The organism is Nostoc sp. FACHB-888 (genome assembly GCF_014696655.1).
GTDB lineage: Bacteria > Cyanobacteriota > Cyanobacteriia > Cyanobacteriales > Nostocaceae > Nostoc.
The window spans coordinates 218,332-242,100 of sequence record NZ_JACJQM010000003.1; the positions used below are offsets into that span (position 1 = coordinate 218,332).

20 protein-coding genes and 1 pseudogene are annotated in these 23,769 nt (G+C 43.0%); 9 read left to right on the forward strand and 12 right to left on the reverse strand.

What is annotated here, in order from left to right:
• The first annotated feature begins 23 nt into the window (after positions 1-23).
• Positions 24-323 carry a 30S ribosomal protein PSRP-3 gene (locus tag H6G26_RS03675; protein ID WP_069071048.1) on the forward strand — a complete coding sequence of 100 codons (300 nt, stop codon included), beginning with the start codon at positions 24-26 and terminating at the stop codon, positions 321-323.
• Between the two features lie 10 nt (positions 324-333).
• On the opposite strand, the pseudogene H6G26_RS03680 reads toward H6G26_RS03675, so the two are convergent.
• The 4 genes and pseudogenes from H6G26_RS03680 to H6G26_RS03695 all read right to left on the reverse strand — a co-directional run.
• A pseudogene (locus tag H6G26_RS03680) lies at positions 334-741 on the reverse strand (serine/threonine protein kinase); the annotation flags it as partial.
• A 492-nt stretch (positions 742-1,233) separates the two neighbouring features.
• Positions 1,234-1,647, reverse strand: a complete 414-nt coding sequence (atpC, locus tag H6G26_RS03685) for an ATP synthase F1 subunit epsilon (protein WP_100901210.1) — start codon at positions 1,645-1,647, stop codon at positions 1,234-1,236.
• Positions 1,648-1,776: 129 nt separating this feature from the next.
• Complete coding sequence (atpD, locus tag H6G26_RS03690; RefSeq protein WP_118167550.1) at positions 1,777-3,225, reverse strand: F0F1 ATP synthase subunit beta; 1,449 nt, start codon at positions 3,223-3,225, stop codon at positions 1,777-1,779.
• 413 nt (positions 3,226-3,638) lie between these two features.
• Positions 3,639-4,316 carry a PEP-CTERM sorting domain-containing protein gene (locus tag H6G26_RS03695; protein ID WP_190727959.1) on the reverse strand — a complete coding sequence of 226 codons (678 nt, stop codon included), beginning with the start codon at positions 4,314-4,316 and terminating at the stop codon, positions 3,639-3,641.
• A 389-nt stretch (positions 4,317-4,705) separates the two neighbouring features.
• On the opposite strand from H6G26_RS03695, the gene H6G26_RS03700 reads away from it, so the two are divergent.
• Complete coding sequence (locus H6G26_RS03700) at positions 4,706-5,530, forward strand: SirB1 family protein (RefSeq protein WP_190727960.1); 825 nt, start codon at positions 4,706-4,708, stop codon at positions 5,528-5,530.
• Between the two features lie 56 nt (positions 5,531-5,586).
• Here the strand turns inward: H6G26_RS03700 and H6G26_RS03705 are convergent, their stop codons facing one another.
• Positions 5,587-6,027, reverse strand: coding sequence for an SRPBCC family protein (locus tag H6G26_RS03705; RefSeq protein ID WP_190727961.1), 441 nt, complete (start codon positions 6,025-6,027; stop codon positions 5,587-5,589).
• Between the two features lie 255 nt (positions 6,028-6,282).
• Between H6G26_RS03705 and H6G26_RS03710 the strand changes: the two genes are divergently transcribed.
• A complete protein-coding gene (locus H6G26_RS03710; protein WP_190727962.1) occupies positions 6,283-7,935 on the forward strand; it encodes a mechanosensitive ion channel in 1,653 nt (550 codons plus the stop codon).
• A gap of 351 nt (positions 7,936-8,286) precedes the next feature.
• Positions 8,287-9,699 carry a tetratricopeptide repeat protein gene (locus H6G26_RS44195; RefSeq protein ID WP_190727963.1) on the forward strand — a complete coding sequence of 471 codons (1,413 nt, stop codon included), beginning with the start codon at positions 8,287-8,289 and terminating at the stop codon, positions 9,697-9,699.
• Positions 9,700-9,777: 78 nt separating this feature from the next.
• Here the strand turns inward: H6G26_RS44195 and H6G26_RS03720 are convergent, their stop codons facing one another.
• Positions 9,778-11,259, reverse strand: a complete 1,482-nt coding sequence (locus H6G26_RS03720; RefSeq protein ID WP_190727964.1) for a GTP-binding protein — start codon at positions 11,257-11,259, stop codon at positions 9,778-9,780.
• A 212-nt stretch (positions 11,260-11,471) separates the two neighbouring features.
• Here H6G26_RS03720 and tpiA point away from each other — a divergent pair, with 212 nt between their 5' ends.
• Both tpiA and folP read left to right on the forward strand, forming a co-directional pair.
• On the forward strand, positions 11,472-12,203 hold the full coding sequence (gene tpiA, locus H6G26_RS03725; RefSeq protein WP_190727988.1) for a triose-phosphate isomerase: 732 nt from the start codon (positions 11,472-11,474) through the stop codon (positions 12,201-12,203).
• A gap of 52 nt (positions 12,204-12,255) precedes the next feature.
• A complete protein-coding gene (folP, locus tag H6G26_RS03730; RefSeq protein WP_190727965.1) occupies positions 12,256-13,104 on the forward strand; it encodes a dihydropteroate synthase in 849 nt (282 codons plus the stop codon).
• Positions 13,105-13,112: 8 nt separating this feature from the next.
• Here folP and H6G26_RS03735 read toward each other — a convergent pair whose 3' ends face one another.
• The 4 genes from H6G26_RS03735 to psbH all read right to left on the reverse strand — a co-directional run bounded on the left by H6G26_RS03735 (position 13,113) and on the right by psbH (position 16,231).
• Positions 13,113-13,955, reverse strand: a complete 843-nt coding sequence (locus H6G26_RS03735) for an SPFH domain-containing protein (protein ID WP_190727966.1) — start codon at positions 13,953-13,955, stop codon at positions 13,113-13,115.
• 670 nt (positions 13,956-14,625) lie between these two features.
• Entirely contained in the window at positions 14,626-15,267 is a 642-nt protein-coding gene (gene pth / locus H6G26_RS03740; protein ID WP_190727967.1) for an aminoacyl-tRNA hydrolase, read from the reverse strand.
• A 335-nt stretch (positions 15,268-15,602) separates the two neighbouring features.
• Positions 15,603-15,875, reverse strand: a complete 273-nt coding sequence (locus tag H6G26_RS03745) for a TatA/E family twin arginine-targeting protein translocase (RefSeq protein ID WP_190727968.1) — start codon at positions 15,873-15,875, stop codon at positions 15,603-15,605.
• A gap of 152 nt (positions 15,876-16,027) precedes the next feature.
• On the reverse strand, positions 16,028-16,231 hold the full coding sequence (psbH, locus tag H6G26_RS03750) for a photosystem II reaction center protein PsbH (RefSeq protein WP_100901200.1): 204 nt from the start codon (positions 16,229-16,231) through the stop codon (positions 16,028-16,030).
• Between the two features lie 85 nt (positions 16,232-16,316).
• Between psbH and psbN the strand changes: the two genes are divergently transcribed.
• Entirely contained in the window at positions 16,317-16,448 is a 132-nt protein-coding gene (psbN, locus tag H6G26_RS03755; RefSeq protein WP_012410654.1) for a photosystem II reaction center protein PsbN, read from the forward strand.
• A gap of 76 nt (positions 16,449-16,524) precedes the next feature.
• On the opposite strand, the gene H6G26_RS03760 is transcribed toward psbN, so the two are convergent.
• Complete coding sequence (locus H6G26_RS03760; RefSeq protein WP_190727969.1) at positions 16,525-19,788, reverse strand: alpha-mannosidase; 3,264 nt, start codon at positions 19,786-19,788, stop codon at positions 16,525-16,527.
• Between the two features lie 87 nt (positions 19,789-19,875).
• Between H6G26_RS03760 and H6G26_RS03765 the strand changes: the two genes are divergently transcribed.
• Positions 19,876-21,525, forward strand: a complete 1,650-nt coding sequence (locus tag H6G26_RS03765; RefSeq protein ID WP_190727970.1) for a hypothetical protein — start codon at positions 19,876-19,878, stop codon at positions 21,523-21,525.
• A gap of 62 nt (positions 21,526-21,587) precedes the next feature.
• On the opposite strand, the gene H6G26_RS03770 is transcribed toward H6G26_RS03765, so the two are convergent.
• Positions 21,588-22,478 (reverse strand): 1-acyl-sn-glycerol-3-phosphate acyltransferase, encoded by an 891-nt coding sequence (locus H6G26_RS03770; protein WP_190727971.1) that lies wholly within the window; start codon positions 22,476-22,478, stop codon positions 21,588-21,590.
• 333 nt (positions 22,479-22,811) lie between these two features.
• Here H6G26_RS03770 and H6G26_RS03775 point away from each other — a divergent pair, with 333 nt between their 5' ends.
• On the forward strand, positions 22,812-23,732 hold the full coding sequence (locus H6G26_RS03775; protein WP_190727972.1) for an alpha/beta hydrolase: 921 nt from the start codon (positions 22,812-22,814) through the stop codon (positions 23,730-23,732).
• Positions 23,733-23,769 lie beyond the last annotated feature (37 nt).

The window sequence follows — 23,769 nt, forward strand, 5'->3', positions numbered from 1 at the left end:
CCCGGAGATTCCCGGAGGTGTGATTGACCAAGTTTATTTTGAAAATTCTGTGGTTAGACGAAAACGTTGCTCTAGCAGTCGATCAAATTGTCGGCAAAGGCACAAGTCCCTTGACTAAGTACTTTTTCTGGCCCAGAAATGATGCCTGGGAAGAGTTAAAAAAAGAATTAGAGTCCAAACATTGGATTACTGATGTGGATCGTGTCGAGTTGCTTAATAAAGCAACAGAAGTGATTAACTACTGGCAAGAGGAAGGCAGAAACCGTCCAATGGCAGAAGCTCAATTGAAATTTCCAGAAGTTGCCTTCACAGGTAGCGCCTGATATTACAAAATTAGCTATTGTGCTGTTCTACAAGCTGCCACAGTTTGATAGTTTTGTCCCGGCTGCCACTTGCAATTAATTGTGTAACTTTGCTCACAGCAACAGCAGATACTGAGTCTACATGACCAGAGAGAGTAACAATCTCTTCTGCTGTGCTTATCCTCCAAAGTTTAACTTTTTTGTCGCAACTTGCACTTAGGAGTGTTTCGCCATCCGCAGTAAAAGCCACAGCCACCACAGATCAAGAATGGCCTACAAGTGTGCAAATTAGCTGACCAGTGTTTACCTCCCACAATTTAATAGTGTTATCATCACTACCGGTCGCCAAAATTTGACCATCAGGACTAAAAGCGACTGTCGAAACCGCCCATGCATGACCCGAAAGGGTGCCTAACAAGGTATAGCATGGACGGTTTTCAACAGGAGGCAAGGGGGAAGGGGGAATGTCCTCCGCCCCTCTTGTGAGTGGTCTTTTAACTCAGTACTATTCATATCCCCCTGCTCCCTGCTCGCTGCTTTTCCGCCTCTTTCTAATGCAGGTATCTGCCACAAACGAATTGTTCTGTTATAACTAGCGCTAGCTAAAAGCTTTTTTGGGGACTAAATGCTACTGAATTTACCGACGAAATCCCTTTTTTTTGTAATTAGGGATCTACGAATGATATTTTGGGGTTTAATATCGCGGTGGATAATGTTGCGATCGCTAATAAATTGAAAAACTGGCAACAAATCTTCTAACAGTTGCCAAATCTAAGTTTTATAGAATCCCTTTTTACCAATCTGCTTGATTAAACGATAACGTTCTTATAAAAGCAAAATTCCCCTACCTACAAGGTGGGCAAGCTCTTCTTCATAAATATCTTGTAGGTTGGACATTGCCCAACCTACAAACTTGAAATAGAAAGTTAAATTAGACCAAACCGCCAGCTGCTTGAAACCGAGCGCGGGCGCGTTTGAAGGCTTGATTTGCTTGGATTTGGGCTTGGCGATCGTCTGCTGACACTTGACTTAGACGCGCTTCTGCTTGGTTGTAAGCAGTACGTGCTTCATCAAGGTTAATTTTGTCGCCACGTTCAGCGCCATTAACCAGAATTGTCACTTCATTTTCTTCGACTTCGGCAAAGCCGCCCAAAAGAGCGATCGCTTCCCAATTCTGATTTTTCGCGCCGCGAACTCGCATTACACCAGTATCTAGGGCGGTCAAAAGTGGCGCGTGTCCAGTTAGGATACCTAGTTGACCAGTGGTGCTAGGCAAAACTACTTCTTCAGCTGGGGCATCCCATACTGTTTTGTCTGGGGAAATTACACGAACGGTTAATGTCATTTGTCTTTTGTCCTTTGTCCTTTGTCTTTTGTCTTTTGTCCTTTGTCATTTGTAATTGCCATTAGTCATTAGCAGTTGAACTAATGACTAATGACTAATGACTAATGACCAATGACTAATGACTAATGACTAACCTTTAATTTTTTCAGCTTTTGCGATCGCTTCGTTAATATCGCCAACCAAATAGAAAGCCTGTTCTGGCAGAGCATCCAACTCACCAGACAGAATCTTCTGGAACCCTTTGATGGTATCTTCCAACTTCACATACTTACCAGGAGAACCAGTAAATACTTCTGCTACAAAGAACGGCTGAGACAAGAAGCGCTCAACTTTCCGCGCCCGCGCCACGATTAGACGGTCTTCTTCAGACAATTCATCCAAACCGAGAATAGCGATAATGTCTTGGAGTTCTTTATAACGTTGCAGAGTTGATTGCACCGCACGGGCAGTATTGTAGTGTTCTTCACCTACAATGTTTGGTTGAAGCATGGTGGAAGTGGAGCCAAGGGGGTCAACTGCGGGATAAATTCCCTTAGCTGCCAAACCACGAGACAGTACTGTGGTTCCGTCCAAGTGGGCGAAGGTAGTAGCAGGTGCGGGGTCGGTGAGGTCATCCGCAGGTACATACACTGCCTGAATGGAGGTAATGGAACCCTCTGTAGTCGAGGTAATCCGCTCTTGCAGTTCACCTACGTCGGTTCCCAATGTGGGCTGATATCCTACTGCAGAAGGCATCCGTCCCAATAGCGCGGATACTTCCGAACCTGCTTGCACAAACCGGAAGATATTATCAATAAACAGCAGCACATCCTGCTTGTTCACATCCCGGAAGTACTCTGCTACTGTCAATCCCGAAAGACCAACCCGCATTCTCGCTCCGGGTGGTTCGTTCATTTGACCGTAGACTAGAGCAATTTTTGATTCGTTGAGGTTCTCGTTATTGATAACCCCAGATTCAATCATTTCGTTGTAGAGGTCATTGCCTTCACGGGTGCGTTCACCCACGCCAGCAAATACGGATACTCCACCATGCTGGGTAGCAATGTTGTTGATCAATTCCATCATGATCACGGTCTTACCAACACCAGCACCGCCGAACAGACCAATCTTACCGCCGCGTCGATAGGGAGTTAGAAGGTCAACAACTTTAATCCCAGTCTCAAACACCGAAGGTTTGGTTTCCAAGTCGGTGAATTTGGGAGCAGAGCGGTGGATGGGTAAACTTGCCTCAGCATTTACTGGACCCCTGTTATCCACAGGTTCGCCAAGGACGTTGAAAATTCTACCCAAAGTGGCTTTACCAACTGGCACGGTAATGGGAGCGCCTGTATCGGTAACTTCAAAACCGCGCACTAAGCCTTCGGTGGAACTCATCGCAACAGTCCGCACCTGGTTGTCGCCCAGCAGTTGCTGTACTTCAACGGTGATGTTGATTTCCTGTCCACTTTCGTTAGTGCCAACGATTTTCAAAGCGTTGTAGATTTGTGGCAATTTCCCGCCGGGAAATTTAACGTCTACAACTGGGCCAATGATTTGGGTAATGTAGCCAATGTTTGTTTTTTCTGCGGTTGTGACCATGCTGCGCCTAATGATTGAAGCTATATTTCAGATACGGTCGGAGAAGACATAAAATTAAGCAATGTCACCTTTCAGATTAGCACTGAACGACCCTACCTTCGCCTTAAATTGATCCTTAAGACTGTTGTCTGAGTAGCCAAGGTAGACTTGCTTGTAAAACTGTTCAAGTCAGTCAAGCAATTTTGGATTTTGGATTTCCGATAGCTATGCCAAAAGCGAGCCTGCGAGCGTTTTTTGGATTGAAGAAGGAGGCAGCAGGCACGAGGAGCAATTCAGAAAGGGATTTGACCCTGGAAAGGATACGGGTCATGAACCAAAAAAATCTAAAATCTAAAATTATTTAGTCAAAATAAAAAACTGCTGTGCCTGATATTAATAAATACAGCGGGTATCAAAATGGGGTGAGAAAAAATTTAGGCTTTTACGGCAGCTTTTTGTAGCTGTTTGCGCTTGCAAAGGGAAGTAGCGCTGAAAGCACCGAAGGCTAGGATACCGATTATGGAAGTAGGCTCAGGAACAGAGGTGGTCTTGGTAAATTTCACGTCATCCAGCAGTAGTCCAACATTATCTCCACCAACCCCATCGAAAGCCAATTTGCCGGTTGTCGCTGAGGTGACTGTGATGTTACGAGTAAAAGTTGTAAAGTTATCGGTCGATGGCAGTGTGATTGTTTCGTTAAACAGGCTACCCAACGATACGGCCACAGAGTTAAAACCGTTATTTCTTTGATCGCCAGCTAGCTTGAAAGTTAGGTTGAGGATGTCACCTACATTAAACGCGAATGTTTCTTTAGATTCAAGTTTGCCAGCCAGAGATGATGAGCCATCGGTATCTACGTATAGCCCGTTGCTTGGGAAAAAGTTAAAAAAGCCATTTCCAATCAGGTCAACTGTTCCGTTTGTAACATTCCAATTGGCAAAATTGTTATAGTTTAACGCCCTATTACCGCTATTTTCGGTATTAAAATTGTCTTCTACAAGAACTACGGTTGCGGCCTTCGCAGAAGCCGATGTTGCAATTCCAATTGCAGTAAAAGCTATGATCGCTATGCTGATTTTGCTTAAATATTTTAAACCGATTGACGTAGTCATAGAAATTACTTTATTTCCTTGCTCAGTAACTGTTAAATAGCTTAGTGGTTAATTTATTTATTGAGCATGAAAAATAAGTATAAATACGTAAACTTTAAATTGTGAATTCAATTAACATAGTAGTAAAAGCTGAGTTAATATAAGGTTTACATAGGTATTTTTTAGCAAATACATAGACAAAAAATTTAAAGTTGCGATGTTTTTTTACAGCAGCTTTATACTACTCTTGTACCCACAGGGTTTGATTAAGGCTAAAAATCTAAAGCTGTGTAAGTTTGGGAACTACTGCCGTAAAATGGTGTTGATGCACCTGCTAAAATAAATGTAGTTACGACAAACTGGTGCAAGTTCACCCGCTTCATCTTTACACTTCCACCGAACAACAGCTTATGAATTTATCGTCAGCACGACAATATTTTTATCAGGAGATTCAACAGTCTGACGAGCATATTGACCTAGCAAAGGCAGCTTTATATATTGCACAAGAAGAATATCCCAAGCTAGATGCAGAGGAATATCTCAACGCTCTTGATACAATGGCATGGGAGCTTCAGGAACGCCTACCTGATTCACGATATCCTTTGCGGATAGTTCAAAGTATTAATCAGTATCTCTACGAAGATTTAAAGTTTTCTGGTAATAAAATTGACTATTACGACCCGCGCAACAGCTTTTTCAATGATGTAATTGAACGTCGGCTGGGGATTCCTATTAGCTTGGCGTTGGTTTATCTAGAGGTTGCCCGACGGATTGATTTCCCAATGGTGGGTGTGGGGATGCCGGGACATTTCCTAATCCGCCCTGATATTCCAGATATAGAGATTTTTGTCGATGCTTTCAATGGTGGTGAAATAATATTTGCCCAAGATTGCGAAGAACGGCTGTCTCAACTTTATCAGCAACCTGTAACGCTACAACCAGAATTTTTAGCCGTAGTCAGTCGTCGGCAGTTTTTAGCACGGATGCTGACAAATTTAAAATTTATTTACCTTAAACAGCAAGAGTTAGAAAAAACGCTAGCAGCAGTGGAACGAATTTTGTTACTGTTTCCTGATTTAACTTTAGAATTGCGCGATCGCGGTTTGATCTCCTATCAACTTGGTTACTATCCCCAAGCCATAGACGACTTTCAAAATTATTTAGCAAAAGTTCCTGATGCCGAGGATGCATCTGTGATTCGGCGGCTACTTATTGAATTGGGTAAGGATAGGTAGGGAGCAGGGGGAGCAGGGGGAGAAAGAAGAACCAATGCCTAATGCCGAATTACGAATTACAAATTTTCTGCAACTCGTTTGAGGCGACGCAGTTGGGTTTGCATATCTTCTTTTGTCCAAGATGCGGCAAAGGTGTTAAAACCCCAACTAACTAAAGGGTTAGGGATATCGTATTCAAAGCGGTTCAGTAAGAGCGTTCCCTTTTCTGTGGGTTGACATTCCCAGCGATCGCGCCCTTGAAAAAATCCCTCAAATCCCCAGATTACCAAACCTGGTTGTCGTTCTACAACTACGCTGTTCAACGTGGGTTTTAGTAGAGGAATTTGAATAATAAAACGACTTTGGCTGCCTACATCGGTACTCCAAGTGTCGCCCACAGGTTCGCAACGGAGAACGGGATTCAGCCAACGGTGCATCAACGCTAGATCAGTAATACAGCACTCCACTACCGTAGCTGTAGCATTAATTTGAATCGATTGTTCCAAAACTTGGGACATTCTACATTTTTTATGCTGTTGCTGCACTTAGAATAACCCAAAATCAAGCACTTTCAGCAGATTAGTTGGGCATGGGGTATTTAGCAAGGAAAAAGAGCAAATAACAAACAAAATGAGTTTACGGGTAATTTGCTGGTAAATTGATAGGCAAAATACTAGTAAACTTACTGGCGTGCAAAATTATTCAAATCTAAGCACCTCATAAGTATGCCAGTGTTTTTGACGAAACACTTAAAACCTTAATAGCGGGAAACCATGAACACAACTTGGCAGGGAATAACCCAGTTGATAGATATTGGTTTATCGATGAGGGGACAGCAATTTTTGGCACAATCGCCCAGCTTGCAACAGGTTCAACCAGCAGTGAACCAAGGAATCGCTGATGTGCAAAGTATTGTTCAACAGTTGATTTTGTTTACACCCCGTCTGCTAGGGGCAGTAGCAATTTTGTTAGTAGGTTGGCTAATTGCAGCGATCGCAGCAGCAGTGACGCGAGGAATCCTTAATCGCACAAACATTGATAACCGGATTGCCGCAGGGATAACAGGCCGTCAAGATGTTCCCCAAGTGGAGAAATTTATCTCCAGCATAGTATTTTGGAGCATTCTTTTGTTGACGGCAGTAGCTGTTTTACAGACATTGGATCTGGAAATAGCGTCTCGGCCCCTTAATAATTTTCTCAATCAACTTATTGGCTTTTTGCCAAAGTTAGTTGGTGCTGGAATCATTTTGCTAACTGCTTGGTTTTTGGCGACCATTGTGAAGATTATCACTATTCGTTCATTACAGGCATTTAACTTGGATGAGCGTTTGAATCCAGAACCAGCAGACAGCGCACCCAGGCTTAATCAATTGTCTCTGAGTGAAACAATTGGCAATGCTTTGTATTGGTTTATATTTTTATTGTTTCTTGCCCCAGTTTTGGATACTCTCGAACTAAGGCAGGCTCTACAACCAGTACAAGCTCTAATTACCGAAATTCTGCTAATTCTGCCGAATATTTTAGCAGCGATATTAATTGCTGTCGTTGGCTGGTTCATAGCTAATGTGGTGCGGCGGATTGTGACGAACTTGCTGGCGACAACTGGTATTGACCATTTAGGTAGTCGGTTGGGATTATCTGCCACTGCGGGGGTGCAACCTCTATCGAGTATTATCGGCACGATTGTCTATGTTTTGATTTTGATTCCTGTAGCGATCGCAGCCCTTAATGCTTTGCAAATTAATGCGATATCTGTGCCGGCGATTGCAATGCTGCAACAGATTCTCAACGCGCTACCTGCCATCTTTACAGCCGTTGCAATTTGGATTGTTGCCTATTTCGTGGGGCGCTTTGTCGCGGATTTAGTTACAAGTATCCTCACCAATTTAGGTTTTAATAACATTTTCACTATATTGGGTCTGAGAAGACCCAGTAGACGAATCGAAATTTCAACAGAACCAACAGTTGAATCTACTCCAACCCGCACTCCATCAGAAATTGCAGGCATTGTTGCTTTAGTGGGTATCATGCTGTTTGCAACGGTGGCGGCGGTGAATATCCTGAATATTGCAGCCCTGACAGCATTAGTATCTGGTATCGTGGTCATATTCGGGCGGATTTTAGCGGGATTGATAATATTTGCTATTGGCTTATTCCTGGCAAATCTGGCTTTTAACATCATTACCAGTTCCGGCGATCGCCAGGCACAAATTTTAGGTCAAGTAGCGCGGATTTCCATCATTGTTTTAGTCTCTGCAATGGCACTGCAACAGATTGGAGTTGCCAGTGATATTGTGAATTTAGCCTTTGGACTTTTACTAGGTGCGATCGCAGTTGCTATTGCTCTAGCCTTTGGTCTTGGGGGACGCGATATTGCCCGTGAGCAAGTTCAAGAATGGCTAAACTCTTTCAAAGGTAGAAACTAAAAGTTGATGAAGGCGCAATTTCTTCTGTAAATCTTAGAAAGTGCAGCCTTAAGCATTAATAGTGGAAAAAATTTCTCGGCCATTTTACCTAAAAGGTTGAAAGTTACAACTTAGGAGCTTGGAATTTGAGTGTAGAACTTGATATTTTGAGTTCAGAAGCTCAAGTTCCGAGTTAAAAGGTCAAACTGCCGAGTTAAAAGGTCAAAAGCTTGGCTTTGATCGCTAAACTAATACTAAAATACGGCTGAAGCAGCAGTTATTTTTACTAGCTCAGGGCTTCATAGCAAGCGCTAAGAAGAATTAAACTGTGATTAAGAAGCAATTAGGTAGCGATCGCTCAAAATAAACTGCGTGTTTAACCTTCTTCAGCCAATTGTAGATTTTTACATCAACAACAAAGAGTTTATTAACAACCTGCTCTCAGGTGCGTTCCCTGCAATTGTGGGTGTTTTGTGGTGGCTCATCTGGCGACACCGCCAGCGTCGCATTCCAGAGAAAAATTTTGCTTTTGAGGTAATTACACCCAAGAGTCAAGACCTGATGCAGCGAATTTTGGGTGGTAAAGATGACGATCCTTTGGCTGATAGAAACATAGTTTACCAAGAACGTGTAGCAAATCGTCACATCTGCAATGAGCTAAAGCGGCAGTTAGAAAAAGATCGCTGGATATTGATTTTAGGACGCACGGGATTAGGCAAAACACGGGAAGCCGCAGAGTTAGTAAACCATCTCAACCAAGAAGGCTGGACGGTGCTTTACCTCAAATTAGGAGAATGGCTAGATATTCCGGCAGCTATGCCAAGGGAGATTGGCACAAACCGCAAATTGCTGTTTTTCTTTGACGATCTCAATCAAAAAATGTATGCCAGCCGCCACGAAATATCCCCCGAAGCCGAGAAAAGTCTCGCAGAACGGTTTCAAGTCCCCTTGCAAGAAAGGCTGTTGCAAGCTTTGAATAAGTATGAGGAGTTATGCGAACCGACAGAAATCCGCGTCATCGCCACCGCCCGAAATGAAACACACTCCGAAGATCCTGGAAAACCCAGTCCTTGGGAAAAACGTTACAAGAAGGCAGTAGAAAAGTACTCTGTAAGCCGCTACATTTATGATGCCGTGGACTTGCTGCAACAATTCGACATTCCACTTTATCGCTTCACAGTAGAGCCGACTGCACGGATGTTAGCGGCTGGGAATTTCTGGCAGCGACTTTGGTATTATTGGCAAATACGCAAAGCTACCAATTATCTGATTTCAGCTGAACGCATCCTAGAACCCCGTGATGGGCAAATTGAGGCGAAACCAAAGCAAGTAGAAGCAGGGGAATACACATTGCCCTTCACTCGGTTAATTTTGCAGCTAGCAGAGAAACACCAAGAAATTCAAACTTCTCTGTTGAGTTTTAGCTGGAATTTAATCAACTCAAAACGCTATCAAGATGCACTACGTTGCTTAAACAAAGCTCTCACTTTTACACCTGATTCCTCTAACATCTTGTTTGCTAAAGGCAATGCGCTATTTGATTTGGTCAGATTAGAAGAAGCGATCGCCTCTTATGACCAAGCCCTCAATTTCAAACCCGACAAAGACGAAGCTTGGTACAACAAAGCTTGCTGTTATGGTTTGCAAGGAAGTATCAATTTGGCAATAGAGAATTTGCAACAAGCTATCAATCTAAATCCTGAATACCGAGAGATGGCAAAGACTGACGCTGATTTTGACAATATTCGAGAATATCAGCAGTTTCAAGATTTGATTAGTCATTAGGCATTGGGCACGGAAAGAAGCAGGGGAGCAGGGAGCAGAGGGGAGGATCTTGTCTCCTGCGCCTCTTATTTATCCCCTTCATTTCCTCAGTTTTACTTTGTGGAGCAATTCATCTTTAATGCGGTTGAGAATTGAAGTCTCATCCAGGTTTGCCAAAATGCGATTAATCACTGCTTTCGGCCCATCAGGCCCCCAAGTTGCGCCGTTGGCTAAATAAACTTTGGTAACTTGTCCAATACCGTAAGAAGAAACACCAGCTACTCCCGCTTGTGTGATTGCCACTGATATATAAGGGCCAAGGGCAATACCTGCGGTAGCTGTTGCAGAGATACCAAGTATAGTTTTTAATCCACTCAAGCCTAAATTTGCTAACAATTCACTTGCACCGATTCCGCCCATGCTGAGGGCGATTTTTTGTAGCAGTTGTACAGCCCCGGCTTCAGTCATAGAGAAGCCATAGAGTTTAGATAAACCCAAAATCAGAGCAATATCAATTACCACACTACTCAGAATATCTACCACAGTTACGGGATTAAGTGCGATCGCTAATGCCTTGGTCATAACAGCCTTCCAAATCAACTGATCGGCATTCTGTTCCCGAATCGTCAGTTTTCGCTCTATCAAATGCTCATTTACAACATCGGCATAAAGCATAGTATTAAGAGCAACTAAGGCTTTACCCTCACGATGCAAAATCTCCAAGATTTTTAGCTTCAGTTCCTCGACTTGGGCATTACCTGTACGCAACTGTATGCCCCTAGTACCATCAGGGCGACGAATTGCCGTCTTTACCAATGGCGATGCGGCAGCCATGACAATTTCTAGCGGGGTGAGTAATTCCCGCACCCTTTCATCCCGGATTTTGTGATAAATTGCCATCCGGTCTGCTTCTGGATACTGATCTACTTTGTTAAACACCAGAATGATCGGTTTACCTGCTTCCCGCAACTGAGAAAGGGCAGCGTGTTCTAGCTTTGTCATATCGCCAGATATCACAAACAGAATCAAATCCGCTTGTTTTGCAATCTGTTCAGCTAATGCAGCACGGGTTGCACCATCTACCTCGTCTAACCCAGGAGTGTCAATTAATTCCACCTGAGATTGACCTACGCCAGGGAGAGTAACTCGCAAAGCACGTTCAGTTTCTCCAATCGCTTCCTCACTAATACTCCAATTAACTCTTTGTGCAGCACGAGTGACACCATGCAGCGGCCCTGTTTCAAATACTGTTTGTCCAACCAAAGAATTTAGTAGAGAAGACTTACCACGTCCCACCATACCAAAAGCCGCAATCTGTACCACCATGCGGTCTAATTTCCCTAACATGGTTTCCAAATCAGCAATTTCCGTCTCCAATCCGGTTTTTTCTTGGGGGGTGAGGTCAAGATTGGCTACCAAGTTTCGCAACGCCGTTTGTGCTTGTTTATAGTTCAGTTCTGTCTGAATATCTTCAAAACTGAAAATGGCACTATCCAGTTCTTCCTCCCAGCTAAGAGAATTTGCATCAGTATTGGCGGAATTGCTTTGATGAGGTTCAGGTAAGGGCAATATCGAAGTCATATTAATTTTAGATTTTAGTTTTTAGATTTTAAATACACCTCATTTACTATCCTAGTTATTTTTAGAAGCGGTTTGGCGAGATAACAACGCAGACAAAGGAGACAAGGGAAATAAGTATGCCCCATGCCCAATTCGTAGACTAATGACTAACAAAAAGTCATAAACTGAAAAATGCATCTAAATAACTCGTTAGGATATTGACTAAATTACCTGTGCGGAAAATCTTTATTGCCGGCAACTGGAAAATGTACAAAACCCAGGCAGAAACCCAAGAGTTTCTACGAGGATTTCTGCCCCACTTAGAAGAAACCCCCCAAGGGCGAGAAGTGATATTGTGCCCTCCTTTCACTGATTTAAGTGTTTTGTCCAAGACTTTGCACGGTAGCCTCATCCAACTGGGGGCACAAAATATCCATTGGGAAGAATACGGAGCCTATACAGGTGAGATTTCTGGCCCAATGCTGACAGAAAGTGGTGTGCGCTTTGTAATTGTCGGTCATAGCGAACGACGACAATACTTTGGTGAAACGGACGCAACCGTTAATCTGCGCCTCCGAACTGCTCAAAGGTTTGGTTTGACTCCAATTCTCTGTGTTGGCGAAACTAAACAACAACGAGATGCGGGAGAAACTGAATCACTGATTGCTCTCCAACTCGATAAAGGCTTACTAGATATTGATCAAAGTAATTTGGTGATTGCCTACGAGCCAATTTGGGCAATTGGCACTGGTGACACTTGTGAAGCAGTGGAAGCTAATCGAATTATTGGCTTAATTCGTAGCCAGTTGAGTAATCCAAATGTATCAATTCAATATGGTGGCTCAGTCAAGCCAAATAATATTGATGAGATTATGGCTCAACCAGAAATTGATGGTGTCCTCGTAGGAGGTGCAAGTTTGGAACCTGAAAGTTTCGCTCGAATTGTGAATTTTAAGTCAGTGTAATGTGTTTTTTTCTCGTTCCCATGCTCTGCATGGGAATGCCTAATGTAGATTTATGCCAAGCAATTTGATAATTCGGGGACGCTGTTTCGAGTGGGGACAGCGAACTTATTTGATGGGCATTTTGAATGTAACGCCTGATAGCTTTAGTGATGGGGGTGAGTTTAACACTACCTCTGCTGCTTTAGTACAGGCGCAAGCACTGGTAGCTGCTGGTGCTGACATTATCGATGTGGGCGGTCAATCAACTCGACCAGGGGCAAAGCAAATAACTCTGGCTGAGGAACTTGACCGGGTTTTATCGGTGTTACAGGTGTTAAGAGCAGAAATTTCAGTCCCGATTTCTGTAGATACCACCCGTGCTGCTGTAGCTAAGGCATCTGTAGAAGCTGGAGCGGATATTATTAATGATATTTCTGGCGGCACTTTTGACTCAGAAATGTTACCAGCAGTTGCAGAGTTAGGTGTGCCGATTATTTTAATGCACATCCGGGGAACACCACAGACAATGCAACAACAAACTGATTATCAAGATTTACTCACAGAGATTTATAGTTTTTTGGCTCGGCAAATTGAGGTAGCAACTACTGCGGGCATCGACCGGGATAAAATTATTATTGATCCTGGTATTGGTTTTGCTAAGAACTATGAGCAAAATTTAAAAATTTTTCGCCGCTTGCGATCGCTAACAACACTCAACTGCCCTATCTTGGTAGGAGCATCCCGTAAAAGTTTCATTGGTCGCATTTTAAATCAACCAGATCCAAAAGCACGAGCTTGGGGAACGGCAGCAGCTTGTTGTGCTGCTATTTTTAATGGCGCTGATATTCTCAGAGTTCACGATGTTCAAGAAATGCATGATGTTTCACTAGTAGCCGATGCGCTACTGAGACAATTTACATAGCGTAATTGTTAGGTATTACCGTTTTCGCGTTTTTTGCCGTTATCTTCGGTATTTACTGATTCAGCTATCAACTCCTGAAACATTTCGCTTGAGTTAGCTGGGTCTACAAAGACAATTTTGGCATTATTGCTCTCACCAAGTTTTTGGCTAGCATCTACATAATCTTGAGCCACAAGATACCGTAGAATGTCCCTACTATCTGGATTAGAACGGAGAGCTTGAGAGATGATTTGTACCGAAGCCATAGTTCCTTCTGCTTTCTTAATAGCAGCTTCCTTTTCCCCTTCTGCTTCAGTAATCAGTGCCCGTTTTTTGATTACGGCAGCTTGCTCCTCTTCCCTAGACTTTCGTACACTCTCAGGTAGGGTAATTCTTTGAAGGTCTAACCGGAGAATCTCAACTCCCCAATCTTCCGTTACATCATTCAATTGCTCTATAATAGCTGAGTGCATCTCCGTTCTGGAAACATTGGTCTGCTCTAAGGTGTTTTGAGCAATGATTTCCCGGAGTGTGGTTGTGGTTATCTGTGTCAGTGCCCCTTGGAGATCCTCAATTGCATAAAAGCTTTTCTCAATATCCATAAGCCGCCAGTACACGATAGCATCAACTTCCACGTAAATATTATCTTGGGTGATCACATTCTGAGGTTTGATGTCTATAAACTGCTCTCGTGTAGTATCTTCCATCACAATCTGATCTACGAAGGGAACAATAAAGTTTAGCCCTGGCTTAAGTTTCCGATGATACCGTCCCATGCGTTCGACTAGGGCTTCATTTCCTTGATTAATCAGTTTTGCAGAACCTAAGGCATAACCTATAAGCACTAAAACTATAAAAATGATTGGTTCCATATATACTCCTATTCAGCTTTTGGGAGAATTTAGTGTCAAGGATATGCTAATAGCTTGTCATATCTTTGAGTTTAATGTTTTGAGTCTGTAATTATATACACCAGCAGCGATGTCTGATGTCAAGTCGCTGCGCGTCTTGTACATATTCTGTAAGTAGGCTAGGCTGTTTCACAGAATGCTTAGAAGCTCTGCTTCTTGTCGTCAGACATCGCTATTAAAGCACCTCGATAAAATGCTGGCAAGGACTAGTCTATGTAATCAACATTACTTGTACTGACATCTTCAGACAGCCTGGGGCACTTAGCAGTATATTTACGCAAGGTAATTTAATTTAAGGTAAAAAAAGTCGAATTTTAAAAACTCTACCCTAATTAGAGCTAAGTAAATCGGTGCAATAAAATCAAACTATGTAAACAAAAGTAAATAAGGCTCAAACTCTTTCTCCCCCTGCTCCCTGCTCCCTGCCCCCTGCCTCCTGCCTTATTGCAAAAATAATTATTTATGCCGACCTACTTAAATTGGCCCCCCTTTACAAGGAGGGTTGGGGGATCTTCGCTCGATAAACAAGCTAACCGAACTGTATTGAAGTTGGATGGAGCAAGCTAAAATGGCTGCCCATCAACCAAAATAAACGCCTTTGCCAAACTTACGAGGCAGCATTCATCTAACCCTAAGACTCAGAATTATTAATGGTGCGGCTATTACAAACATTCATTGCCTTTTCTACTCCCTGCTTGAGGCTTAGTTCAATACACTCAACCACGAACTGAAGTACAAGAGACATCTGCTGATTTTCGGCAGCAGAAAATCGCCCCAGCACATGAGAAACAGCATCAGAATCATCGTTATTAGCTGCACCTTTGGGTTTACCAATACCTATTCGTAAACGGGGAAAGTTTTGGGTACTAAGATGTGCGATCGCACTTTTCATACCGTTATGTCCCCCAGCCGAACCAGATAAGCGCAGACGAGTTTTTCCCAAGGGCAAATCCATATCGTCATAAATCACCAGCACTGACTCAGGTAGCAATTTATACCAACTTGTCACCGCTTGTATTGCTTGTCCGGAGCGATTCATATAAGTTAACGGCTTTAGCAAGCGAATCTTACCTCTACTTGGAACCATACCTTCGCCATACTCACCTTGAAACTTGCGGTTTTCTGCTAAGGGAATGCGCCAAGAACGGGAGAGAGCTTCTACAGCAGCAAAGCCGATATTATGGCGCGTTTGGTCATATTTAGCTTCTGGATTCCCCAACCCGACAATTAGCTGGGGAATCACCAAAGCTGCTTGCGTAACAGCTTCTGTCATTTTGTCTACAGTCGATCAATTTTATATCTTAGATTTGGAATTTTGGATTGAAATAGACCACAAGGTTATACTTGGTGATTTTAGATTGACAATAAATAGCGCAGCGTAAAGCTTTGGGCATAGCAACTCTTAGAGACGCTCTTGCATGGCTAACGCAACGCTACCGCTTACGAGCGTCTTTTGGATTTGTTTCATCCACTAAAGACATTGCTCTGAACCGGAAAACAATCTAAAATCCAAAACCGTTCGACTGAGCATAGCCGTACCCCTCCGGGGAAGCAAGCTACGCGTAGCGTTCCGCAGGAAAGTCCAAAATCCAAAATCGGTATGATTTCCTAGCTAGGTTGGGAAGAACTAGCGGTATCCTGCTCAGATTTAGCAGGGTAGATTTGCTTAGGTTCCAATTCAGCAGTAGTCTTAACAACTTCTTCTAACTGTTCTGCTTCTTTTTGAAACTCGCTTTGAAAATCCTTAGAAGCTTCTTGAAAACTACGAATTGTTTTGCCCACACTCCGGCCAATCTCTGGCAGCTTCTTTGGCCCAAAGATTAACAGTGCTACTGTCATAATTACAGCCATTTCCGGCAGACCGATACCAAATATATTCATTTTTGTCTCCTGTAAACTTATAGAACCACTATAGAAACTCAGATATTATTTAGTCTACTCAATGGTTAGTATGCACTGAGCCTTGACAAAAAAAACCCGGAAGAACCGGGTGTAACATAACTTGTTATCCAAACTTGATAGCTGTGTATCTGTTAGCGCCCTAAACTCCGCCAATCGACTACTACATCCTGAACTAACAGTGTTCTATTGTAAAGTTGCAGAATAATCAGCAGAAACACGAAAAATAGCAAAATAAAAACAGCCATCACAGGGGTAGTACCCCAACCTGGAGCCACTTTCCCATACTCAGAGTTAAGTGGTTTCAGGATATCTCCCAACCGAGTCCTTTGTGCCATAGTTCACCTAATATTACTTGCCAAAGCTTTTTTTAATCTTCTGTAATATTCTATAAGAATAGCACTCATCATCTATCTCTCAATTATGGAACCCGCAATAGTTCTTAGCATTTCTATGGCTGCCGTGGTGGTTGCGATCACCGGAATTTCAATTTATACCTCCTTTGGCCCTCCTAGCAAGGAATTGAACGATCCGTTTGATGATCATGAAGATTAAAAGAGTCATTAGTCATTAGTCATTTGTCAATGATCTGTGGAAAACCACAACTGACCACTGACATAGCACTAGTTGATTACTCCAGCCTGGGATTAATCGCTGGGCTTACCTTGAAGCTGGCGATTTTCCAAGGCTGTATCGTTAAGATTTGATGCTGAGATGAGAATTTGGTAGTAGAGCAACGCTCTAACAAATCTACTGTATCTCCTAGATTCAACCCTAAATCACTTTGCAAAGATAACTCGGCTGTTTCTCCGTGACATTCATAACACCGCAGAATTAACTGCTGTGGGTCATCTTCAGATGGTTTCAAGGCGATTAAGATTAAATTTTCAGCTGATAAATCTAGGAACCTCACTCCCAGCCCCTCTTTGCTAGCGCAGAGGGAAGAATTTTTCTGTGGGTTTTGATTACCAGGATTCAATATCACTTGCAACGGTATATTCAATTCATAGCCACGCCGTACTGTATGGGCTGATTCCCAACTATTAGCATGAGGATACAAGGTATATGTGAATTGGTGAAAACCTTTATCAGCCTCTGAGTCTGGCCAATTAGAACTGCGTAGCAGTGTCAGGCGAAGTTGATTTGGTTTGCTGTCGTAACCGTATTTACAATCATTCAGCAAACTAACACCGTAAATACCCTCCTGTGTTTCTCCTGTCAAATCAGCCCAACGCAAAGCAGGGACTTCCCATTTTGCCTGCTCTACGGGGGTTTGTGGCTGAGTTGGGCGGCGAATCGCACCACAGGGAATTTCATAGGTAGCAAAATCTGCTTCAACATTCAGAGGAAAAGCAGCTTTCACCAATACATGATTTTCTTGCCAGTTGACAGTAGTAGCTATGTTTAGCAGAGCTGAACCAGCTTGCAGAATATAGTCTTGGCAAAATTCCGATTCCCCCAACTGACGCACCACGCGCACACGGCTTTGCACCGGGCCTTGTTCTAACCACTGAATAGATTGAAGATTTGTTGAGGGTAAAGGATGTTGGGCATAATTGGGGTCAATATTCCAAGCATCCCAATATTGACCGCTATCTTTAAAAGCTTGTAATTGGTTCCCTGCGCCACTCAAAACTTCTCGCTGATAAGTTTTATCGAAAACACTTGATAAATCTCCAGTATCAGGGTCAATGATAACTCGCAAGAATTCATTTTCTAAAATCCAGTCTGACAGGAGTGGAGAGGATAAGGGGGATAAGGGGGAGAGCCAAAATATGCGGTAGCCTACGGGTGGAATTTCAGTGGCGAGAAATAGTAGGGTTGATGGTTCAGATAATTGAGAGACAACCTCCTTTCCAGAAGTATCGTAAATCTGCCATTCCTCTGGTGTGGGTAAGGCTACAGAGACTACCTCAGAACGCTGCCAATTGAGAGAATTAAAAACGAAAATAGGCAAACTATCGGGTTTTGGTGGTTCTGATAGGGTAATGTGAGATGCGATCGCTAAAAGTGATTCTTGTAATATCTTCGTTCCCACTTGTTCCACTTGCTGCCACTGGGGCAACGCATCTGTATAAACTTGGGTAATTGAAGAACCGGGTAAAATATCGTGAAACTGTTGAAATAACACTTGCTTCCAAGCTGCTTCAATTTCTGCCTTGGGATATGTCACACCACAGCTTACAGTTGCTAAGGTAGCAAATAGTTCAGCTTGATACAATAAATTTTCACAACGACGATTCCAGCGTTTCTGGTCTGCGTGGGTAGTGTAGCAACCACGATGGAATTCTAAGTATAGTTCATCATTCCAGATGGGGAAGGCAGGGGAGGATAGGGGAGAATTATAACTAGTACTTTCTGCCTCCTGCCTCCTGCCTTCTGCCTCCTGCCTTCTGCCTCCTGCCTCCTGCCTCCTGCCTCCTTTACTGATTTGCTGTAAATACTTTTCAGCCGTTGTAAATTCTAAGTCTGGGAAGAAAGGTGACTTTTGCCAGCGTTGGGCGGTTTCTAACATATCACGGGTGGGGCCGCCGCCGTGGTCGCCGACACCGGGAAGCCAGAGGGATTCTGGTAAACCAGTTTGGGATTGCCATTCAAGAGCGTAGGATGCCATTTTAACTGGGTCAATGCTTTCACCGATAGGTGCAGACATCAAACTAAAGACTTCGCTACCGTCAGGCGATCGCCACCAAAAAGCCCCATAATCAAATTTAGTAGTATCATTCCACCGCAACTTCTGGGTGACAAAATACTTAATTCCGGCATTAGCGAAAAACTGCGGTAAAGTTGCACAGAAACCAAAAGAATCGGGAACCCACACCACAGTCGAAAGCGTGCCAAATTTTTCCTGGATATAGCGCTGACCATACAATAGCTGACGGACTATTGATTCACCAGCAATTAAGTTGAGTTCTGGTTCCACCCACATTCCGCCGACAACTTCCCAACGTCCAGCAGCTACCTGTGCTTGAATCGCTTGAAACAAATCTGGGCGATGTTCTTCAATCCAAGCATAAAGTGCGGGAGTTGAATGACAGAAAATTAACTCAGGAAAATCTGCTTGCAACTTCAGAACCGACTCAAAAGTGTTTTGTGCTGCATTCCAAGTTTCACTCACAGGCCATAGCCATGCTAAATCTAAATGAGCATGACCCAAAAGGAAAATTTTAGATTTTAGATCCCCCCAACCCCCCTTAAAAAGGGGGGCTAAGATGTCGGATTGGGTTAAGTTTTGGCGTAATCTTACTAACTCTTCTTTGGTGTCCTTGGCATCTTGGTGGTTCGTAACCTCCGCCACCATCGCCGCCAAAACATCTAACTTGTCCGGTGCAAATTTTTCTAAATAAAGTTGCGCCACAGCTAACTCATCAGCCACAAAACCCGGATCGGGATTATTATCAACAGTAGACTCATAAACTAAAAGCGATCGCACTAAAGCACCATCACAATGTCCCGGACTCACTAACCGCAAAGCCACAATAAACTCTTCCCCTGGCTTTACCCCCTGACTGATAAGCACTCTGGGCGAACAATCAAATAAATCACCCTCCAGCACTAACTCCCCATTCACATAAATCTCAGCAGAATCTGCCCACCAAACCAGCGCCAGCCGCAAAGATAACCCAGCTAAGGGATAGCCCTGTAAATCTTGGGGAACCACCAATCTTTGCACTAGCCATAGCGCTTTTTTCCCACCTGTCCAAGCGATATGTTCTTTAGCATTCAACTGGACAGGTTGCCAATTAGACATATCAGCAGCTACAACATCAGTAATTAGCAGGTCAGATTCCTGGTATAGCCAACTAGACTGAAGATTAACTTGACAAAAAGAGCGCAGTTGCTCAATTGCTTGTAAGATGATTTCGGTCTGGGATTGAGAGACAGTCGGGGTCATATATTCGCTAAGATGAGGTGTTGGTCGTTTTTATTGTTTGGCGCGAGTCTCACAACTTAACAAGACTTGGACTAAAAAATTACTACTATGTCTTCTGGTTCCTCTGGTCGTTATCAAAGCAGACTATTTAACTTTGTTCACCAGCAATCTCGGCGGGTGACACAACAGTGGGAACACACCTTCCGGCATTTGCAAGTTGCTACTAAGTGGGGTGTGGAGGTACTACTTTACCCAGTGTATCTACTGTTTCAGGCATCTGAATCATCTGGGAAAACGCTACAGACCAAAGAACCACAAACTAGACTAAAGTTACAACCAAATGATACCGATTTCCAGCCCGAAATTCCAAATGTTGATAGTCCCATTCAAAATATACTAAAGGCAGTCAATTATCTGTCATCTGATGAAGCCGCTTCTACTCCTGCAAAAACAGTTGAACGTTTCAAACCCCTGGCTTTTTTGGAAGTTTTTCGGCTGAAATTGGTTGATAATAATTCTACAAATAACGCTAGTCTTACACAATACACAAATATTACAGAGAATAAAGTTGGAAATCTCAACTTTTTACAGCTAGAGAATGCCCTAAAGCAGCATCTTCCATTAGTGCGGGGAATTGCTACAGATTTGATAAATCGTAGTTTAGTCCTTGTTACTGCTGACAATGAAATTTTAGATATTTTGACACCACAGCAGCAAGCAGAATTAGAAGATCGGATTATTAACGAAGTTGCTAATTATTGGCAGCATTGGCGGTTGATTATAGCGAGAAAAGAAACGGAGCTATTACCACAAATTGACCGATTATTAGCAAAACTTACTGATGGAAATACAACCAAAATTCCAATGTTAGCCGAGGGAATACCAAAAGATTTACTTAATACAGATAGATTATTAGCATTTCTAGATATAACCGTTGCTAAGTTGGAATCAAATGCTTTACTCCCTGTGCAAGAACGCAGCCAAGAGATTGTCCAAGTTGCCCAAACTCAGTTAAACATATTTCTTTATGGCAAAGAGCAATTAGCTGCTAAAGGAGAAATTGCAACCACTGCCGATGGTTTGGAAACTCATACACTGGATCTTCAGGCTTTGATTGAGGCGGCGCTTAATTACTTTTTTGGTGTTGGTAATAGAAAAACACTTGAGCCAACAAATAGTAATAAGCAATTGTCAAGTAAAATATTACCATCACGCCTTAGAAAGGCATTGTCCAAAAGCCGTCAGTTAAAAAAGCAAGATTTAGCTGCTGATCCTTGGCTAACGTGGAATGATTTATTTGGTGATACCGAAACAGTTACTGACAAGCCAGTTACACTTTCTCAAAAGACAAATCCTGCTTTAGCCTCAAGTTTATCAGTAAAATATTTTCCACAAAATAATTTAACTGTAAAACAGCCTAAAATCGGATCTGGCTTGGTGCAAAAGAAACAATCAACTAGTAATCTCACCTCAAGTCAAAAGACATCTCAAAAAGTCATCTCTGCAAAACAAACCGAAACCCGCATTTCCCAAACTAAAAGCGAGATTCGTAAAGGGGAAATTTTGCACCAGCAATTTGATCGCAGTAGTCAAGTTGAGGCGCAGCCAGACTGGATAGAAACCAAAGCAACTTCAACAGGTTATGAAAAGCACCCTTTAGAGCAACTTTTGGAATGGGTTGATTATGTAATGCTCTGGCTCGAAGAGAGATTTGTAAAGATTTTTCAGTTGTTACGGCAGATGTGGCAGGGAAAATAATATTAATTCGTAATTCGTAATTTGTAATTAAAACTCGTCAAATTTCGTTTAGGTTTAGAGATTTACCACAACATATGATTGAGGAAAGAACTTAATAGTTTGGCTCCTGTTGGTTCTTGATAGTTAGTTGGCAACAGAGCTAGCATCGCATCCTGTAAAGTTTCCAAAGCTACGACTACTTCCTGGCGTTTTGGTCTGGTTGTTTGGGCAAAGTGTAACGGTTCACCTACCCGAATTGTTAATTCTTTTCCCAAATATAGGTCATGAGTGCCAATTAGTGCGACTGGAATAATTGGTACACCAGCCCGCAAGGCATAAATCACAGTCCCGCGTTTCAAGGGAAGATGCAACTTACCCTCAGCAGTTCCTAGTCGTCCTTCGGGAAAGAGAATCATCCCATCCCCACGAGCCAAAATTGCCAGAATAATCCGATCTATTTGTCGCAGTGTGTGTATATCTTCCCCTGTCGGTACTGTCTGTTTAATTGCTGCGGCTAGCTCAACTAAATCTTGCCTTCCTGCTTTAGCCGCTTCCATAACAGCAACTTCTTCTTTCCACACCCGTTCCAAAGGAATCACGCCCCCTGCAAAACCCAGAATGAAGCGCTTCCACCACTTATTATAAAGAGTACGAGCATCGCCCAGGATGTAATAGTGGGGTTGGGTAGGGAGTTCCGCTAGGAGGAGTAAGGGATCGATATGGTGGAGATGGTTGACAGCCAAAATTGCAGGTTGCTGAGGTATTCTTTCAAGGTGTTCAACCCGTACCTTGAAAAAGGAATGAATAAACGATCGCATTACAAAACGACGCAGCCCAGAGTTGGCTCTAGGTTCGGAATCTCCCTGATTAATAGCTTCCAGACGATTGAGAGTTTCTTCGATAATTTGCCGAACAGCGCGATCGCTAGCCGCAGCTACACCTTCTTTTACCCGCTTGATACTTGCAGCAGTCAATGTTTGTAATTGTGTACTATCTTCCTGCTGATGGCTAGATTTTGAGTCTGTATCAAGTTCGGAAGTTACTCCATCAGCTAGGTCTTCCTGAACAGATTCCCTAGAATAAATTTTGATAAAAACCTCTTTGAATTCATAAATAAATCATAATTCTTGAGGTCATATTATTAACTAACCCAGGGTTAGAAGCTGTGGAATTATTTTATCTATATTCTAAATACATGAGGGTAACTCAATTGACTGTAATTATTCCCATAGCCAGAAGCTATTTTTACTACAATAAATGTTGACATCTTAGTAGCTTGCTGGGAAAATACCTAAAAAATTAGCCCTATGATTGACCATAGCGATCGCGTCGTGTCTCGTAGAGAAGGCACATTCCAAGGAGTTGGAGGACTTGATCTATATTACCAAAGCTGGCATCCAGAAGGGAAAGTACGGGCAATATTAGCCATTGTGCATGGACTCGGAGCGCACAGCGATCGCTACAGTAATGTAATTCAGCATTTGATACCCAAACAATATGCCATCTATGCCTTAGACTTGCGTGGTCACGGGCGCTCACCAGGCCAGCGAGGCTATATCAACGCTTGGAGTGAGTTTCGCGAAGATTTGAGAGCCTTTTTACAGTTAATTCAGACTCAAAATCCTGGCTGCCCAATTTTTCTTTTAGGTCATAGTTTAGGCGGGATGATTGTCTTAGATTATATTCTCCGCTATCCCCAACAAGCATCAGTTTTGCAAGGTGCGATCGCTCTAGCGCCAACCTTGGGGAAAGTTGGGGTTTCACCTGTTCGGGTGCTTTTAGGAAGAATGCTCTCACGGGTGTGGCCACGTTTCACCCTGAATACAGGTATTGACATGAGCACTGGTTCACGAGATCAGCAAGTTGTAGCCGCCATCGCTCAGGATACACTGCGACATACCCTTGCTACCGCCCGTCTGGCTACAGAATTCTTTGCAACAGTTGATTGGATTAATGCTCACGCAGCTGATTGGCAATTACCATTGTTGATTCTCCACGGTGGTGCAGACCGAGTTGCTTTACCTGCGGGAAGTGACATATTTTACCAACGGGTAAACTGCACAGATAAGCTGAGAATCGAGTATCCGGGAGCCTATCATGAAATTCAGAGTGACCTCAATTATCAAGAGGTAATGACTGATTTGGAGGATTGGTTGGAGCGACATCTACCATCTGAGAAAGCGCAGTTAGGAAAAGGAAGCGCTGAGTTAGAGTTTCCTAGTTCTTAGCTTTCAGTACTGAGGCTTGATTACTGGATCTTACCAG

What these genes read in the sequence shown, in the direction of transcription:
- atpC (WP_100901210.1), bottom strand. Translation starts at nt 1,647, where the DNA reads ATGACATTAACCGTTCGTGTAATTTCCCCAGACAAAACAGTATGGGAT.
- atpD (WP_118167550.1), bottom strand. Translation starts at nt 3,225, where the DNA reads ATGGTCACAACCGCAGAAAAAACAAACATTGGCTACATTACCCAAATC.
- H6G26_RS03695 (WP_190727959.1), bottom strand. Translation starts at nt 4,316, where the DNA reads ATGACTACGTCAATCGGTTTAAAATATTTAAGCAAAATCAGCATAGCG.
- H6G26_RS03700 (WP_190727960.1), top strand. Translation starts at nt 4,706, where the DNA reads ATGAATTTATCGTCAGCACGACAATATTTTTATCAGGAGATTCAACAG.
- H6G26_RS03705 (WP_190727961.1), bottom strand. Translation starts at nt 6,027, where the DNA reads ATGTCCCAAGTTTTGGAACAATCGATTCAAATTAATGCTACAGCTACG.
- H6G26_RS03710 (WP_190727962.1), top strand. Translation starts at nt 6,283, where the DNA reads ATGAACACAACTTGGCAGGGAATAACCCAGTTGATAGATATTGGTTTA.
- H6G26_RS03720 (WP_190727964.1), bottom strand. Translation starts at nt 11,259, where the DNA reads ATGACTTCGATATTGCCCTTACCTGAACCTCATCAAAGCAATTCCGCC.
- folP (WP_190727965.1), top strand. Translation starts at nt 12,256, where the DNA reads ATGCCAAGCAATTTGATAATTCGGGGACGCTGTTTCGAGTGGGGACAG.
- H6G26_RS03735 (WP_190727966.1), bottom strand. Translation starts at nt 13,955, where the DNA reads ATGGAACCAATCATTTTTATAGTTTTAGTGCTTATAGGTTATGCCTTA.
- pth (WP_190727967.1), bottom strand. Translation starts at nt 15,267, where the DNA reads ATGACAGAAGCTGTTACGCAAGCAGCTTTGGTGATTCCCCAGCTAATT.
- H6G26_RS03745 (WP_190727968.1), bottom strand. Translation starts at nt 15,875, where the DNA reads ATGAATATATTTGGTATCGGTCTGCCGGAAATGGCTGTAATTATGACA.
- psbH (WP_100901200.1), bottom strand. Translation starts at nt 16,231, where the DNA reads ATGGCACAAAGGACTCGGTTGGGAGATATCCTGAAACCACTTAACTCT.
- psbN (WP_012410654.1), top strand. Translation starts at nt 16,317, where the DNA reads ATGGAACCCGCAATAGTTCTTAGCATTTCTATGGCTGCCGTGGTGGTT.
- H6G26_RS03760 (WP_190727969.1), bottom strand. Translation starts at nt 19,788, where the DNA reads ATGACCCCGACTGTCTCTCAATCCCAGACCGAAATCATCTTACAAGCA.
- H6G26_RS03765 (WP_190727970.1), top strand. Translation starts at nt 19,876, where the DNA reads ATGTCTTCTGGTTCCTCTGGTCGTTATCAAAGCAGACTATTTAACTTT.
- H6G26_RS03775 (WP_190727972.1), top strand. Translation starts at nt 22,812, where the DNA reads ATGATTGACCATAGCGATCGCGTCGTGTCTCGTAGAGAAGGCACATTC.